Raw genomic sequence first — 13969 nt, 5'->3', positions numbered from 1 at the left:
GCGCCCTTATTAATACACTGTTGTCAATTTGGCCAGAGGTGATCGATGATCAGCTGCAGGCTACGGTTGCCGCGGAACTCGTTGATGTCGAGCTTGTAGGCTAACTGTACTTCACGCACGCCGTTATCCGGCCAAATGGAAGTATCGATGTTGAAGGCAATACCGTCCAGCAGCGGCCCGCCGTCAACCGGCTCGACCATCACTTTCAGATGACGCTCGCCCACCAGCCGCTGCTGCAGCAGGCGGAAACGGCCATCAAACAGCGGTTCCGGGAACATCTGCCCCCATGGCCCGGCATCGCGCAGCATCTGCGCCACTTCCATGCTCATCTCCGCCGCCGCCAGCGGGCCGTCGGAAACCACCTCACCCTGCAATAATGCGGGATCCAGCCACTCGGTCACCAGCTCGCCGAAGCGCTGTTGAAACTCTTCAAAACGCGCCTCTTCCAGCGATAAGCCCGCCGCCATCGCGTGGCCGCCGAATTTGAGGATTAGCCCAGGATAAAGCGTATCAAGGCGCTCCAGCGCATCGCGCATGTGCAGCCCCTGAATGGAGCGGCCAGAACCTTTGAGCGTGCCGTCGCCGGTAGGCGCAAAAGCGATAACCGGGCGGTGGAAGCGTTCCTTAATCCGTGATGCCAGAATGCCGACCACCCCCTGATGCCATTGCGGATGGTACATCGCCAGCCCGCCGGGCAGGGTGTCGCTGCTGCGTTCCAGCTGCTGACACAGAGTCAGCGCTTCGGCCTGCATCCCCTGCTCAATTTCTTTGCGCGTCTGGTTAAGCGCATCGAGCTCATTGGCCAGCACCCGCGCTTCGCCGATGTTATCGCACAGCAGCAGCGCGACGCCGACGGACATATCATCCAGCCGTCCCGCAGCATTCAGGCGCGGCCCGAGGGCGAAACCCAGATCGCTGGCGGCAAGCTTTTGCGGATCGCGGTTGGAAATTTCCAGCAGCGCTTTAATGCCTGGCCGACATTTTCCGGCGCGAATGCGGCTTAGCCCCTGCCAGGTCAGGATGCGGTTGTTGGCATCTAACGGCACGACGTCCGCAACGGTGCCCAGCGCTACTAAATCCAGCAGCTCGGCAAGGTTTGGCGCGGCGATACCGCGGGCCTCGAACCAGCCGTTATCGCGCAGGAAGGTACGCAGCGCCAGCATCAGATAAAACGCCACCCCGACCCCGGCCAGTGATTTTGACGGGAAGTCGCAATCGCGCAGGTTAGGGTTAACGATGGCCTCCGCCGCCGGCAGCGTATCGCCCGGCAGGTGGTGATCGGTCACCAGCACCGGGATACCGAGCGTATGGGCGTGATCGACGCCGGCATGTGATGAAATGCCGTTATCGACGGTCATGATCATCTGCGCGCCGCGCGCGTGCGCCTGCTCGACCACTTCCGGGCTTAAACCATAGCCGTCTTCAAAACGGTTCGGCACCAGATAGGAAACGTTGCCGTAGCCCAGCGCGCGCAAGGCGAGCACGCTGAGCGCGGTACTGGTGGCGCCGTCGGCGTCAAAATCGCCGACCACCACAATATGTAACCCTTTCTGGAAAGCGTCATGCAGCATTTCAACGGCTTTTTCAACGCCGGTGAGTTGCGTCCATGGCAGCATACCTTTGACGCCGCGTTCCAGCTCCTGCGCGCTGCGCACGCCGCGGCTGGCATACAGCCGCTGCAGCAGAGGCGGTAGGTCGGCGGGGAGGTCGACGCCATCAACCGCCTCGCGGCGGCGTAGTTGTATCTGTTGTTTCACGCGAATCAGTTACCGCTTGTCTGTTTTTGATGCTCGTCGAGGAAAGCTTTAAGCTCTTTCGGCCCCTGATAGCCCGGCAGCACCATGCCGTTGCTGAGAACCATCGCCGGGGTGCCGTTGACGCCCATTTGTACCCCGAGGGTATAATGTTTGGCGATATCTACGCTGCAGCTCGCCGGCTGCACGCCCTTACCATTCATGGCGTCATCCAGCGCTTTGTTGCGATCTTTCGCACACCAGATCGCTTTCATGTCCTGCTCGGCCTGGCTTTGCAGCCCCTGGCGCGGGAAGGCCAGATAGCGCACGGTGATCCCCAGCGCGTTATAGTCGCTCATCTGCTCGTGCAGTTTATGGCAGTAGCCGCAGGTGATGTCGGTAAAGACGGTAATGACATGCTGCTCCTTCGGCGCTTTATAGACAATCATCTCTTTGGTTAAGGCGTTCAGCTTGCCGACCAGCAACTGGTTGGTGACGTTAACCGGCTGCGCGCCGCTGACGTCGTACATTGGCCCCTGAATAATGTGTTTGCCATCGTCAGTGACGTACAGCACGCCGCTGTCGGTGAGCACCGTGCTCATCCCGGAAACCGGCGACGGTTGGATATCGGTGCTCTGCACACCCAGTTTCGCCAGCGACTGTTTGATCGCCGCGCTATCGGCATGCGCCGCGCCGGAGAGTGAAGCCGCCAGCAGGGTGAACATCAATAAACCTTTTTTCATACTCAGTCCTTTTATTCAGCACTCACGCCCGCGGGTGATGCTGTTGATGAAGTTGTCGTAACCGTTCGGTCGCCACGTGGGTGTAGATCTGCGTGGTGGAGAGATCGCTGTGTCCTAACAGCATCTGCACCACGCGTAAATCGGCGCCGTGATTGAGCAAATGCGTGGCGAATGCATGACGCAGCACGTGCGGGGAGAGCTTCGCGCTGTCGATCCCCGCCAGTACGGCATAGTGTTTAATGCGGTGCCAGAAGGTCTGGCGCGTCATCTGCTGCGCGCGCTGGCTGGGGAAAAGCACGTCCGAAGCCACACCGTTCAGCAGCCACGGGCGGCCGTATTCAAGGTAATTTTCAACCCATGACACCGCCTCTTCGCCCAGCGGCACCAGCCGCTCTTTGTTGCCTTTACCAATGACCCGCAGTACGCCCTGTCGCAGGCTGATATCGCTCATCGTCAGGCCAACTAGCTCCGAGACGCGCAGGCCGGTGGCATACAGCACTTCCAGCATCGCCTTATCGCGCAACTCCAGCGGCTGCTCCACCAGCGGCGCCTGCAGCAGACGCTCAACCTGCGCCTCGCTGAGATCTTTCGGCAGCCGCTGCGGCAGCTTCGGCGAAGCCAGCAGCGCGCTGGGATCGTCCGGGCGGATTTTCTCACGGTACAAATGCTGGAAGAAGCGGCGCACGGCGCTAAGCATCCGTGCGGTACTGGTCGCTTTGTAGCCGCCGGTTTGCCGCTCGGCAAGCAGCGCCTGTAGATCGTCGCTGCCGACGCTCGTCAGCGACAGCCCGCGATGATGCAGCCACTCCACGAGCATCGTCAAATCGCGGCGATAGGCGCTGAGCGTGTTCTCCGCCAGATTACGCTCCAGCCAAAGGGCATCGAGAAACTGTTCAATTTGTGCCAGATCCTGTTTCACATCGGCCTCTTTGTTCGTTATACGCCCTCATTATGCCTTAAGAGGCCGCCTTTCTGGTACACTGGGCGCAATTCACGGCAAGAATTGAGACGTTTACGCGATGAATATAGGTCTTTTTTACGGCTCCAGTACCTGCTACACCGAAATGGCCGCGGAAAAAATCCGCGATATCATCGGCCCCGAGCTGGTGACGCTGCATAATCTGAAAGATGACTCCCCCGCGCTGATGAGCCAGTACGACGTGCTGATTCTCGGCATCCCGACCTGGGATTTCGGCGAAATTCAGGAAGACTGGGAAGCGGTCTGGGAACAGCTCGACGCCTTAGATCTGAATGGCAAAATCGTCGCGCTGTACGGCATGGGCGATCAGCTTGGTTACGGCGAATGGTTCCTTGACGCGCTGGGGATGCTGCACGATAAGCTGGCGACCAAAGGCGTGAAGTTTGTCGGCTACTGGCCAACCGATGGCTATGAGTTCACCAGCCCGAAACCGGTTATCGCCGATGGCCAATTGTTTGTCGGCCTGGCGCTGGATGAAACCAATCAGTACGACCTGAGCGATGAGCGCATCCAGAACTGGTGCGAGCAGATCCTCGGCGAAATGGCGGAGCACTTCGCCTGATCCTGAGTTAGTCGTGCGCCGGTTTTTGCAGCACCAGCCGGCGCAAATCCCGCCATTCCCCCGCATCCATGCTATCCGCCGCCACCCACAAATGCTGGCTACGGCCGCTTTCCGCATGCTTCAGGCGCAGCAGCATCCCGCTGCTGATAACCCATGGCGTCCCGACGATATCCCATTCCGTTTTTTGCCACCGTAAACGGGAATCGATCAACAGCTTAATTTCTCCCTGGCAGGCGTGGATCCGCCGCTGGCTGCGCACGCAGTCAAACACCACCAGCGATAGCAACAGGAGCCAAATCGGGGTGTAGCTTAACGGCCAGGGCATGAGCAGCACTATCGCCGCCACCACCCCGTGCAGCAGCAGCGAGAACCACTGCGAACGCCAGGAAATACGTAAATCAGATTGCCACAGGACCACGTTCCCGATTCCGAGTCTGGATTAAATTAATCATCCGTTGAAGTTGCGCATCTGCCGGCTTGCCGTGATTCATCAGCCAGTTAAACAGATCCGGATCATCGTTCTCCAGCAAACGGATGAACAGGCGCTTGTCGTCATCGCTGAGCGTGTCGTACTCATACTCGAAAAACGGCATGATGGAGATATCGAGTTCGCGCATACCGCGGCGGCATGCCCAGTGGATGCGAGCTTTGTTGTTAATGTCCATGTTGTCCTTCCAGCATCAAGATATAGCTTAGTTTAACCCTTTTTAGGCACTTACTTTACAGTAATATCGCCTTGTGCGAGCAGCATTCCATAAAAGCCCAAAATCCGGTTGGCTATTCACCGCATCCTGAGGGCACAAATGGCTTGCCGAAAGCGCTTGCATTGCACCATAGCTCTTTTACCATTAGTCATTCACTCTGCGTTAAGCTATTCAGGATATGACTATGGCTTTTACACCTTTTCCTCCGCGTCAGCCCTCTTCTTCCGCTCGTCTGCCGTTAACGCTGATGACGCTGGATGATTGGGCGCTGGCGACGATTACCGGTCCGGATGGCGAGAAGTATCTGCAGGGGCAGATCACCGCCGATGTCAGCCATTTAACCGCCGATCAGCATCTGCTTGCCGCGCACTGTGATGCCAAAGGCAAAATGTGGAGCAACCTGCGCGTCTTCCACCGCGACGGCGGTTTCGCGTGGATTGAGCGCCGCAGCCTGCGCGAAGCGCAGCTGACCGAACTGAAAAAATATGCCGTCTTCTCCAAAGTCACCATCGCCGCAAACGACGATCTGGTCCTGCTGGGCGTTGCCGGTTTCCAGGCGCGCGCCGCGCTGGCTCCATTGTTCGCCGCGCTGCCGGACGCTGGTAAACCGGTGGTCACCGAAGGCGTGACCAGCCTGCTGTGGTTTGAACATCCTGCCGAACGCTTCCTACTGGTGACCGATGCCGACACCGCCAACCGGGTGACAGACGCGCTGCGCGGCGAAGCGCAGCTTAACAACAGCCAGCAGTGGCTGGCGCTGAACATCGAGGCCGGTCTGCCGGTTATCGACAGCGTAAACAGCGCGCAGTTCATTCCGCAGGCGACCAACCTGCAAGCGTTGGGCGGTATCAGCTTCAAGAAAGGCTGCTACACCGGCCAGGAAATGGTCGCCCGGGCGAAATTCCGCGGCGCCAATAAACGCGCGCTGTGGACGCTGGCGGGTACCGCCAGCCGGGTGCCGGAAGCCGGGGAAGATCTGGAGCTGAAAATGGGCGACAACTGGCGCCGCACCGGTACGGTGCTGGCAGCCGTACAGTTGGATGACGGAAGCCTGATGGTCCAGGTGGTGATGAATAACGATATGGAACCGGACAGCGTGTTCCGCGTGCGTGATGATGCCGGCAGCCTGAGCATCAAGCCATTGCCGTATTCGCTGGAAGAAGATTAAGGAACAGTTCCCGGCTTACGGCGCTTGCGCCTCAGCCGGGCTACCAGACCGCAGAATATCGTAGCCACGGTAAGCACAGCGCCACCGTGGACGTTTGATCAGGACTGGCCGACGTAAAGATAAATCGCCAGGAAGTGACACACGCTGCCGCCGAGCACGAAGCCGTGCCAGATAGCGTGGTTATAAGGAATACGTTTGCAGACGTAGAAGATGACCCCCAGCGAGTACACCACCCCGCCAACCGCCAGCAGCGTTACCCCGCCTACCGCCAGCTTCACCGCCAGTTGATAGACCACGATAAGCGACAGCCAGCCCATCGTCAGATAGGTCACCAGCGACAAAATTTTAAAGCGGTGCGCGATAGTCAGCTTAAACAGGATCCCCAGTAGCGCCAGGCTCCAGATGACAATCATCAACCCCTTTGCCAGCGGCGAATTCAATCCCACCAGCAAAAATGGCGTGTAGGTTCCGGCAATCAGCAAGTAGATGGCGCAGTGGTCAAATTTCTTCAGCCACTGTTTCGCCCGCTGATGCGGGATAGCGTGATAGAGCGTGGAAGCGAGGAACAGCATAATCATACTGCCGCCGTACAGGCTGTAGCTGGTGATCGCCGTCGCGCTGGCGTTCGTGTCTACCGCCTGCACCAACAGCAACACGAGGCCGACAATACCGAACACCAGCCCGATCCCGTGACTGATGCTGTTGGCAACTTCCTCTGCCAGAGAATATCCCTGAGTGATTAATGGTTTGCGAACCATATTTTGACTCCGTGAAAACAAGAACGCTTTCATTGCCCACTTAGGTTAACTGAGAATGATTCCAGTGAACACCTGTTAGCTAAAATAAAACGATGTATATTTGTAAATACATTAAAATCATAGTGTTACAACAATATTTCAACTAACAGTTGTGCTGGTTTTATTTAAAGACGTTTGAATTCAATAACATAAAACCGATCTTCCGCAGGATAGATTTCACTGATGACCTGCCGCAGTTGTTCGAGGGTCATATTCTCCTGTTGAGCATGCTGTTCAGTTAGCGTGTCGAGGGTCACCGTTGAGGTCGCGGTAACGGCGATAGTGCAGAAGTAGCCGTCATCTTCATAGCGTCCGACGCGCAGCACATCACCGGCCTTAAAGTGCGACTCCGCCGCATCGCGAATGGTGATCGTTTTGCGCCCGGCCAGGATGTCGTCCTGAAAACGCTGAAAAAAGGTAATGTCATTAGCCTGCATGATATAATTCCGTCCTGGTCTTTATGAATTGTGAGTTCGCCACTGTGAGTATGTTCTCCCACGCCGCTGTCGCTAGTCTCAATAATCTTGAGATGATGGTCTACCACTACGTCATTAAGAATCGTGACAAAGTGATGTACATGACTATTCGCGAACTGGCCGAGGCCGCCGGGGTCTCCACCACTACCGTGTTGCGCTTCTGTCGCAAACTGCAGTGCGAGGGCTACTCTGAATTTCGCGTACGCTTTAAATTATATCTTGAGCAGAATGAGCCTCAACAGGCAAATATCGGCGCCAGCGAAATAATGAGCTTTTTTAAAAGCGTCAATAATGACGAGTTCGATCAATTGCTCGAACAAGCCGTCGATATTATTCTCTCCTCCGAGCGTATTATTTTCGTCGGCGCCGGTACTTCCGGCGCGCTGGCGAAATATGGCGCGCGCTTCTTTTCCAACGTCGGGAAATTCAGCAACCATATTGACGATCCTTATTTCCCGGTCACCAATGACATGGCTCGCAACGCGCTGGCGATTGTGCTTTCCGTCTCCGGTGAAACCGAAGAGATCCTGCGCTTTGCCAGCCAGTTCAGCCTGCATCACTGTAGGGTGATGTCGATTACCAGCCATGAACATTCGCGGCTGGCAAAACTGGCTGATTTCAATCTCTCCTGGCACGTGCCGCAAACGCGCATCGGCGGCGTTTACGATATTACAACACAGATTCCGGTGATATATATTCTCGAATCCCTGGGGCGTAAATTAGCGCGCAAAATCGGCTAAAAATAACAGCCTGTTTTTTCGATGTAACATATTACCTTTAGCGGGATTTGTTATATCGTGACATTCAATTTCGCTTTGCTAGACTCAATCGCAATAGTGATTCATAGAGATTAGTAAAGATGAAAAAATTGACTCTTCCAAAAGACTTTTTGTGGGGCGGCGCGGTCGCTGCGCATCAGGTTGAAGGCGGCTGGAATAAAGGCGGCAAAGGCCCCAGCATCTGCGACGTTTTAACCGGCGGGGCGCACGGCGTGCCGCGCGAAATCACCCAACAGGTCGAGGCGGGTAAGTATTACCCTAACCATGAAGCGGTTGATTTTTACGGCCACTACAAAGAAGACATCAAACTGTTCGCCGAGATGGGTTTCAAATGCTTCCGCACCTCTATTGCCTGGACCCGCATCTTCCCGCAGGGCGACGAAACCCAGCCAAATGAAGAAGGGCTGAAATTCTACGATGACATGTTTGATGAACTGCTGAAGTACAACATCGAGCCGGTGATCACCCTTTCCCACTTTGAAATGCCGCTGCATCTGGTACAGCAGTATGGCGGTTGGACCAACCGTAAAGTGGTCGATTTCTTTGTGCGCTTCGCCGAAGTTGTCTTTGAGCGCTATAAGCACAAAGTGAAATACTGGATGACCTTTAACGAGATCAATAACCAGCGTAACTGGCGCGCGCCGCTGTTCGGCTACTGCTGTTCCGGCGTGGTCTATACCGAGCATGAAAACCCGGAAGAGACCATGTACCAGGTGCTACATCACCAGTTCGTCGCCAGCGCGCTGGCGGTGAAAGCGGCGCGTCGTATCAACCCGGAAATGCAGGTCGGCTGCATGCTGGCGATGGTCGCCCTCTACCCTTACTCCTGCAAACCAGAAGATGTCATGTTTGCCCAGGAGTCGATGCGCGAACGCTATGTCTTTACCGATGTCCAGCTGCGCGGTTACTACCCGAGCTATGTGTTGAATGAATGGGAACGCCGCGGCTTCAACATCAAGATGGAAGACGGCGACGCGCAGATCCTGCGTGAAGGCACCTGCGCCTATCTCGGCTTCAGCTACTACATGACCAACGCGGTGAAAGCCGAAGGCGGCACCGGCGATGCCATTTCCGGCTTCGAAGGCAGCGTGCCGAACCCGCACGTGAAAGCCTCCGACTGGGGCTGGCAGATTGACCCGGTTGGCCTGCGCTACGCCCTGTGCGAACTGTATGAGCGCTACCAGAAGCCGCTGTTTATCGTGGAAAACGGCTTTGGCGCCTACGACAAAGTAGAAGCCGACGGCAGCATCAACGATGACTACCGCATCGATTATCTGCGCGCCCACGTCGAAGAGATGATTAAAGCGGTGACTTATGACGGCGTTGATCTGATGGGTTATACCCCATGGGGCTGCATCGACTGCGTCTCCTTCACCACTGGCCAGTACAGCAAACGCTACGGCTTCATCTACGTTAATAAACACGACGACGGCACCGGCGATATGTCCCGCTCGCGCAAGAAGAGCTTTAACTGGTACAAAGAAGTCATTGCCAGCAACGGCGAGAATCTGTAATTAACCGCCCTCTCCCGGCCGGGAGGGGGCAAATCACTTATCCGCCAGACACTTCTTTACAGCTTTACCATTGCTAAAACGCGTTCGCCCGATAAGATAGGCCTCGTGAATATTTGAGGCGACCATGATTAAGCGACAACGCAAAGCCATTCTTCTTGTACTCCTTGCCTGCCTGGTGGTGCTGATCTGCACCGCCCAGAGAATGGCGGGGATGCATGCGTTGGTGATGAACGTCACGGCCGCCAGCCAATCCGCCCAACCGGGCCCGGATAATGCCGAGGCGCCGGTCTCCCCCTGCGAACTCAGCGCCAAGTCGCTGATGGCCGTTCCGCCGATGCTGTTTGAAGGGGCGCTGCTCGCTATCGCCCTGCTGCTGGCGGTGCTGGCGGCCATCCCGCCGCGCATCGAGCGAATCTGGCCTCCCCGCGTCATTTCACCTCCCCGATTGCGGGTGCATCTACGATTATGCGTCTTCCGTGAGTGATTAATTCTCCTGACAGCTCAGGTTAATTTATTACTTACGGAGAAAATTTATGTTTATGGTATTCAGGCGACTGCTGGTCTGCCTGCTTTGGCTATGGCTGCCCGTCAGCCAGGCCGCCGATAGCGGCTGGCTGCGCGTCGCCGACAATCAACACTCCAGCGTGCGCCTGCGGGCGCAAAGCGAAAGCAATGGCGACACCCGCCTGCTTTTAGACGTAGCGCTGGAAAAGGGCTGGAAAACCTACTGGCGTTCGCCGGGCGAAGGCGGCATCGCGCCGGCTATCGCCTGGCACACGCCGCTGGAGGTTAACTGGCGCTGGCCGACGCCGCAGCGCTTCGACGTCGCGGGTATTTCCACTCAGGGGTATCACGGCGACGTCAGCTTCCCGATGACCCTGCGCGGCAAAATACCGCCGACGCTCAGCGGCGTACTGACGCTCTCTACCTGCAGCAATGTCTGCATTCTCACTGACTACCCCTTTTCGCTGGATATGACGGCTCCGGCGGGAGAGCGTTTTAATTACGATTTCATCCGCGCGATGGGCACGCTGCCCCTGCGCGACGGTCTCACCTCGGCGCTTAGCGCCAGCTACGTCAGCGGAAAGCTGACGGTAACCGCCCGCCGCGATGCCGGCTGGCAGCAGCCAGCGCTGTTTATCGACAGCATGGAGGATGTCGATTTCGGCAAGCCGAGCTTTACCAGCCGCGGCGATACATTGACCGCCACCGTACCGGTCACCGATAGCTGGGGCGAAGCGGCGCCGGATCTGAGCGGCAAAACGCTGTCGCTGGTGCTGGCTGATAGCGGCCAGGCGCAGGAAAGCCATATCGCCATCGCCGCCGGCAGCGCCGCGCCGGGGCTGGCGTTAGGCTGGGTGCTGCTGATGGCGATGGCCGGCGGGCTTATCCTCAACGTCATGCCGTGCGTGCTGCCGGTGTTGGCGATGAAACTCGGCTCATTGGTGCAAACCGAACGTCGCGAACGCGGCGCGGTGCGGCGGCAGTTCCTCGCCTCGGTATGCGGAATCGTCGTCTCCTTCCTGGCGCTGGCGCTGATGATGACCGCGCTACGCTTAGGTAATCAGGCGCTCGGCTGGGGGATCCAGTTCCAGAACCCGTGGTTTATCGGCGCGATGGCGCTGGTGATGGTGCTGTTCAGCGCCAGTTTATTAGGGCTGTTCGAAATCCGTCTCTCCTCCAACGCCAGTACCTTCCTCGCCACCCGCGGCGGCAACGGCTTAATGGGCCATTTCTGGCAGGGCGCCTTCGCCACTCTGCTGGCGACGCCCTGTACCGCGCCGTTCCTCGGCACCGCCGTTTCGGTGGCGCTGGTGGCGCCGCTGCCGCTGCTGTGGGGGATTTTCTTCGCCATGGGGATCGGCATGAGCCTGCCGTGGCTGCTTATCGTCGCCTGGCCGGGTCTGGCGCAACGACTTCCACGTCCAGGCCGCTGGATGAATCATCTGCGCGTGGTGTTGGGGCTAATGATGCTTGGTTCAGCGCTATGGCTGGTTAGCCTGCTGACGATCCACATCGGCCGTACGCCGGTGCTTACCCTGCTGGTGATTCTGGCCATCTTCCTGCTCCTGGCCACCGCCTGGCGCTACCGCTGGCGTACGGCGCTGCGCGCGGGCGCTCTGGCCATCGTGGTGGCGGGCGCCGTCGCCTTTGTCGCACAACAGGACGGCCAGGGCCCGCGCCGAGACCGGGTTAACTGGCAGCCGCTCAGCGAGCAGGCTATCGCTAACGCCCTTGCGGAACATAAACGGGTATTTATTGATGTCACCGCCGACTGGTGCGTGACCTGTAAAGCCAATAAATACAACGTGCTGCTGCGCGATGACGTCCAGCAGACGCTATCAGCGCCAGATGTGATCGCCTTACGCGGCGACTGGAGCCGCCCCTCCGCTGACATTAGTCAGTTTTTAACCGCACGCGGCAGCGCCGCGGTGCCGTTTAACCAGATTTACGGACCGGGATTACCGCAGGGACAGATTCTGCCTGCGCTGTTAGACCGCGAACAACTTCTCGCCACCCTGTCCGCCGCTAAAGGAAAATAACATGAGAGCTATCACCGCCTTATTACTGCTGTGCGTATCGGCCTTCAGCTTCGCCGCACCGGCGGAAGAACCACAATCGAACGGTAATGACCAGTTAGCCCAGCTGCTGTTTAACGATCCGAACAGCCCGCGTACCGGCGCGAAAGAGCCAAAACTCACAATCGTCTCGTTTACCGATTACAACTGTCCTTACTGCAAACAGTTTGATCCGATGCTGGAAAAAATCGTCCACGATAATCCGGATATTCAGCTCATCGTTAAGCTGCTGCCGTTTAAAGGGCAGAGTTCGGTGAATGCCGCTAAAGCCGCGCTCTCCACCTGGCGTCAGCAGCCCGATAAATTCTGGGCGCTGCATCAGCGGCTGATGGCGAAAAAAGGCTATCACGATGACGCCAGTATCGCCGCCGCGCAGAAGAAAACCGCCACCGATAGCGTGAATATTGATGACAAGACCATGGATTCGCTGAAGATGAACCTGATTTTGTCGCAGGTGCTGAATATTCAGGGCACCCCGGCGACCATCATCGGCGATCAGATGGTGGCCGGCGCGATCCCTGCTGATGAGCTGGAGGGGCTGGTGAAAGAGCAGCTGGCGAAAGCCCGTGGCCAGTAAAATCAGACGCTGGCTACGCGAGCTGGCGGTGTGGCTGCTGATTGGCGCGGCGGTGAGCCTGGCGGTGGATTATTTTCGCCAGCCCGCGCTGCCGCAAAACTTCAGCGCCACATCGCTGCAGACACTCGACGGCAGGACGCTGGATCTGAACGCTATGAGTCAGCAAAAGCCGCTGCTGCTGTACGTCTGGGCGACCTGGTGCGGAGTCTGTCGCTATACCACGCCGTCGGTGGCATCGCTTGCCGCCGACGGCGGCAATGTGCTGACGGTAGCCCTGCGTTCCGGCGATAACGCCACGCTTGAGAAGTGGCTGACCAGGAAGAAAATGGCGCTGCCGACGGTAAATGATCCGAGCGGCCAGCTGGCGCGGCAGTGGGATATCCAGGTAACGCCAACGCTGGTGGTCATTTCTCAAGGTGAGGTGAAGTCGGTTACCACCGGCTGGACCAGCAGTTGGGGAATGCGCCTGAGGCTGTGGCTGGCCTCCTGGTAGACCAGCCGCTTTACCGGTCTTTATGCCGGGTGGCGGCTACGCCTTACCCGGCCTACCGTTCGGCCTTGACCCCGTAGCCCCGGCAAGCGCAGCGCCGCCGGGCAATAGACATCTAGGGGTTATTTCCCGCCCGCCAGTTCGAGGAAGCTACCCGTCACATACGACGCTTTGTCGCTCAGCAGCCAGGCAATGGCCTGAGCGACCTCTTCCGGCTGGCCGCCGCGCTGCATCGGTAGCGAATTTTTTACCCGATCCACGCGTCCCGGTTCGCCGCCGGAAGCATGCATCTCGGTATAAATCAGCCCCGGACGCACGCCGTTTACTCGAACCCCTTGCGCCGCCACTTCCAGCGCCAGCCCGGTCGTCAGGGTATCTACCGCCCCTTTCGACGCGGCATAGTCAACGTACTCTCCCGGCGCGCCAAGGCGCGAGGCCGCCGACGAAACGTTAACTATCGCCCCGCCCTTGCCGCCATGCCGATGCGACATCCGTTTTACCGCCTCACGGCAACAGAGGAAGTAGCCGGTGACGTTGGTGGCCAGCACGCGGTTAATACGCTCGGCGCTCAGGCTCTCCACTGTACATTGGGTAAACAGGATCCCGGCGTTGTTGACCAACGCCATCAGCGGTTCGCCCATACGGTCAATCGCCTCAAACATCGCCATCACCTGCGCTTCATCGCTGATATCCGCCCGCAGCGCCGTGGCTTTGCCGCCAGATTCAACAATGGTATTGACCACTTCGGTTGCGGCTTTAATGTTGTGATGGTAATTGACCGCGACGGTATACCCTTCCTGCGCCAACAGCAGCGCCGTCGCCCGGCCTATGCCGCGGCTCGCGCCGCTAATCAGAGCTATCGCCATAC

The 13969-nt window shown here is 57.9% G+C and carries 16 protein-coding genes; 8 read left to right on the top strand and 8 right to left on the bottom strand.

The window, feature by feature from the left end; genetic code table 11:
• Positions 1-23 precede the first annotated feature (23 nt).
• Genes recJ through xerD form a run of 3 tightly spaced genes read right to left on the bottom strand, consistent with a single transcriptional unit; the run spans position 24 to position 3395 of the window.
• Complete coding sequence (recJ, locus tag ABLU86_RS14820; RefSeq protein WP_032715785.1) at positions 24-1757, bottom strand: single-stranded-DNA-specific exonuclease RecJ; 1734 nt, start codon at positions 1755-1757, stop codon at positions 24-26.
• A 5-nt stretch (positions 1758-1762) separates the two neighbouring features.
• The gene (gene dsbC, locus ABLU86_RS14815) at positions 1763-2476 is read right to left on the bottom strand and encodes a bifunctional protein-disulfide isomerase/oxidoreductase DsbC (RefSeq protein ID WP_015369795.1); all 714 of its coding nucleotides are present in this window, start codon (positions 2474-2476) and stop codon (positions 1763-1765) included.
• Positions 2477-2498: 22 nt separating this feature from the next.
• On the bottom strand, positions 2499-3395 hold the full coding sequence (xerD, locus tag ABLU86_RS14810; RefSeq protein WP_045414365.1) for a site-specific tyrosine recombinase XerD: 897 nt from the start codon (positions 3393-3395) through the stop codon (positions 2499-2501).
• Positions 3396-3495: 100 nt separating this feature from the next.
• Here xerD and fldB point away from each other — a divergent pair, with 100 nt between their 5' ends.
• On the top strand, positions 3496-4017 hold the full coding sequence (gene fldB / locus ABLU86_RS14805) for a flavodoxin FldB (RefSeq protein WP_045387211.1): 522 nt from the start codon (positions 3496-3498) through the stop codon (positions 4015-4017).
• A gap of 7 nt (positions 4018-4024) precedes the next feature.
• On the opposite strand, the gene ABLU86_RS14800 is transcribed toward fldB, so the two are convergent.
• Positions 4025-4435 carry a protein YgfX gene (locus tag ABLU86_RS14800; RefSeq protein ID WP_020077981.1) on the bottom strand — a complete coding sequence of 137 codons (411 nt, stop codon included), beginning with the start codon at positions 4433-4435 and terminating at the stop codon, positions 4025-4027.
• Complete coding sequence (gene sdhE / locus ABLU86_RS14795) at positions 4416-4682, bottom strand: FAD assembly factor SdhE (protein ID WP_015369791.1); 267 nt, start codon at positions 4680-4682, stop codon at positions 4416-4418. The genes ABLU86_RS14800 and sdhE overlap by 20 nt, the downstream gene beginning before the upstream one ends.
• A 223-nt stretch (positions 4683-4905) precedes the next feature.
• Here sdhE and ygfZ point away from each other — a divergent pair, with 223 nt between their 5' ends.
• Positions 4906-5889 carry a tRNA-modifying protein YgfZ gene (ygfZ, locus tag ABLU86_RS14790; protein ID WP_015369790.1) on the top strand — a complete coding sequence of 328 codons (984 nt, stop codon included), beginning with the start codon at positions 4906-4908 and terminating at the stop codon, positions 5887-5889.
• Positions 5890-5987: 98 nt separating this feature from the next.
• Here ygfZ and ABLU86_RS14785 read toward each other — a convergent pair whose 3' ends face one another.
• Together ABLU86_RS14785 and yqfB are read right to left on the bottom strand one after the other, a co-directional pair.
• A complete protein-coding gene (locus ABLU86_RS14785; protein ID WP_008806429.1) occupies positions 5988-6647 on the bottom strand; it encodes a hemolysin III family protein in 660 nt (219 codons plus the stop codon).
• Positions 6648-6811: 164 nt separating this feature from the next.
• Entirely contained in the window at positions 6812-7123 is a 312-nt protein-coding gene (yqfB, locus tag ABLU86_RS14780; RefSeq protein ID WP_015703422.1) for a N(4)-acetylcytidine aminohydrolase, read from the bottom strand.
• Between the two features lie 50 nt (positions 7124-7173).
• Between yqfB and ABLU86_RS14775 the strand changes: the two genes are divergently transcribed.
• From ABLU86_RS14775 to ABLU86_RS14750, 6 genes are all read left to right on the top strand, one after another.
• Positions 7174-7902 (top strand): MurR/RpiR family transcriptional regulator, encoded by a 729-nt coding sequence (locus ABLU86_RS14775; RefSeq protein WP_015369788.1) that lies wholly within the window; start codon positions 7174-7176, stop codon positions 7900-7902.
• A 119-nt stretch (positions 7903-8021) separates the two neighbouring features.
• Positions 8022-9455: a 6-phospho-beta-glucosidase BglA gene (gene bglA, locus ABLU86_RS14770; RefSeq protein ID WP_032712496.1), complete on the top strand. Its 1434-nt coding sequence runs from the start codon at positions 8022-8024 to the stop codon at positions 9453-9455.
• Between the two features lie 124 nt (positions 9456-9579).
• Positions 9580-9939: a copper resistance protein gene (locus ABLU86_RS14765; RefSeq protein WP_015369786.1), complete on the top strand. Its 360-nt coding sequence runs from the start codon at positions 9580-9582 to the stop codon at positions 9937-9939.
• Positions 9940-9988: 49 nt separating this feature from the next.
• Positions 9989-11998 carry a protein-disulfide reductase DsbD domain-containing protein gene (locus tag ABLU86_RS14760; protein WP_348796206.1) on the top strand — a complete coding sequence of 670 codons (2010 nt, stop codon included), beginning with the start codon at positions 9989-9991 and terminating at the stop codon, positions 11996-11998.
• 1 nt (position 11999) lies between these two features.
• On the top strand, positions 12000-12611 hold the full coding sequence (locus ABLU86_RS14755) for a DsbA family protein (RefSeq protein WP_020077977.1): 612 nt from the start codon (positions 12000-12002) through the stop codon (positions 12609-12611).
• Positions 12601-13104: a protein disulfide oxidoreductase gene (locus tag ABLU86_RS14750; protein WP_020077976.1), complete on the top strand. Its 504-nt coding sequence runs from the start codon at positions 12601-12603 to the stop codon at positions 13102-13104. The genes ABLU86_RS14755 and ABLU86_RS14750 overlap by 11 nt, the downstream gene beginning before the upstream one ends.
• Before the next feature lie 119 nt (positions 13105-13223).
• Here the strand turns inward: ABLU86_RS14750 and ABLU86_RS14745 are convergent, their stop codons facing one another.
• Complete coding sequence (locus tag ABLU86_RS14745; RefSeq protein ID WP_348796207.1) at positions 13224-13967, bottom strand: SDR family oxidoreductase; 744 nt, start codon at positions 13965-13967, stop codon at positions 13224-13226.
• Positions 13968-13969 lie beyond the last annotated feature (2 nt).

The sequence above is a fragment of the Klebsiella sp. JN_Kp121 genome (assembly GCF_040062145.1).
Lineage (GTDB): Bacteria > Pseudomonadota > Gammaproteobacteria > Enterobacterales > Enterobacteriaceae > Klebsiella > Klebsiella aerogenes.
The sequence above is the reverse complement of the archived record's forward strand: the minus strand, read 5'-3'. Positions and strand labels throughout refer to the sequence as shown.

What these genes read in the sequence shown, in the direction of transcription:
- dsbC (WP_015369795.1), bottom strand. Translation starts at nt 2,476, where the DNA reads ATGAAAAAAGGTTTATTGATGTTCACCCTGCTGGCGGCTTCACTCTCC.
- fldB (WP_045387211.1), top strand. Translation starts at nt 3,496, where the DNA reads ATGAATATAGGTCTTTTTTACGGCTCCAGTACCTGCTACACCGAAATG.
- sdhE (WP_015369791.1), bottom strand. Translation starts at nt 4,682, where the DNA reads ATGGACATTAACAACAAAGCTCGCATCCACTGGGCATGCCGCCGCGGT.
- ygfZ (WP_015369790.1), top strand. Translation starts at nt 4,906, where the DNA reads ATGGCTTTTACACCTTTTCCTCCGCGTCAGCCCTCTTCTTCCGCTCGT.
- ABLU86_RS14785 (WP_008806429.1), bottom strand. Translation starts at nt 6,647, where the DNA reads ATGGTTCGCAAACCATTAATCACTCAGGGATATTCTCTGGCAGAGGAA.
- yqfB (WP_015703422.1), bottom strand. Translation starts at nt 7,123, where the DNA reads ATGCAGGCTAATGACATTACCTTTTTTCAGCGTTTTCAGGACGACATC.
- ABLU86_RS14775 (WP_015369788.1), top strand. Translation starts at nt 7,174, where the DNA reads ATGTTCTCCCACGCCGCTGTCGCTAGTCTCAATAATCTTGAGATGATG.
- bglA (WP_032712496.1), top strand. Translation starts at nt 8,022, where the DNA reads ATGAAAAAATTGACTCTTCCAAAAGACTTTTTGTGGGGCGGCGCGGTC.
- ABLU86_RS14765 (WP_015369786.1), top strand. Translation starts at nt 9,580, where the DNA reads ATGATTAAGCGACAACGCAAAGCCATTCTTCTTGTACTCCTTGCCTGC.
- ABLU86_RS14760 (WP_348796206.1), top strand. Translation starts at nt 9,989, where the DNA reads ATGTTTATGGTATTCAGGCGACTGCTGGTCTGCCTGCTTTGGCTATGG.
- ABLU86_RS14755 (WP_020077977.1), top strand. Translation starts at nt 12,000, where the DNA reads ATGAGAGCTATCACCGCCTTATTACTGCTGTGCGTATCGGCCTTCAGC.
- ABLU86_RS14745 (WP_348796207.1), bottom strand. Translation starts at nt 13,967, where the DNA reads ATGGCGATAGCTCTGATTAGCGGCGCGAGCCGCGGCATAGGCCGGGCG.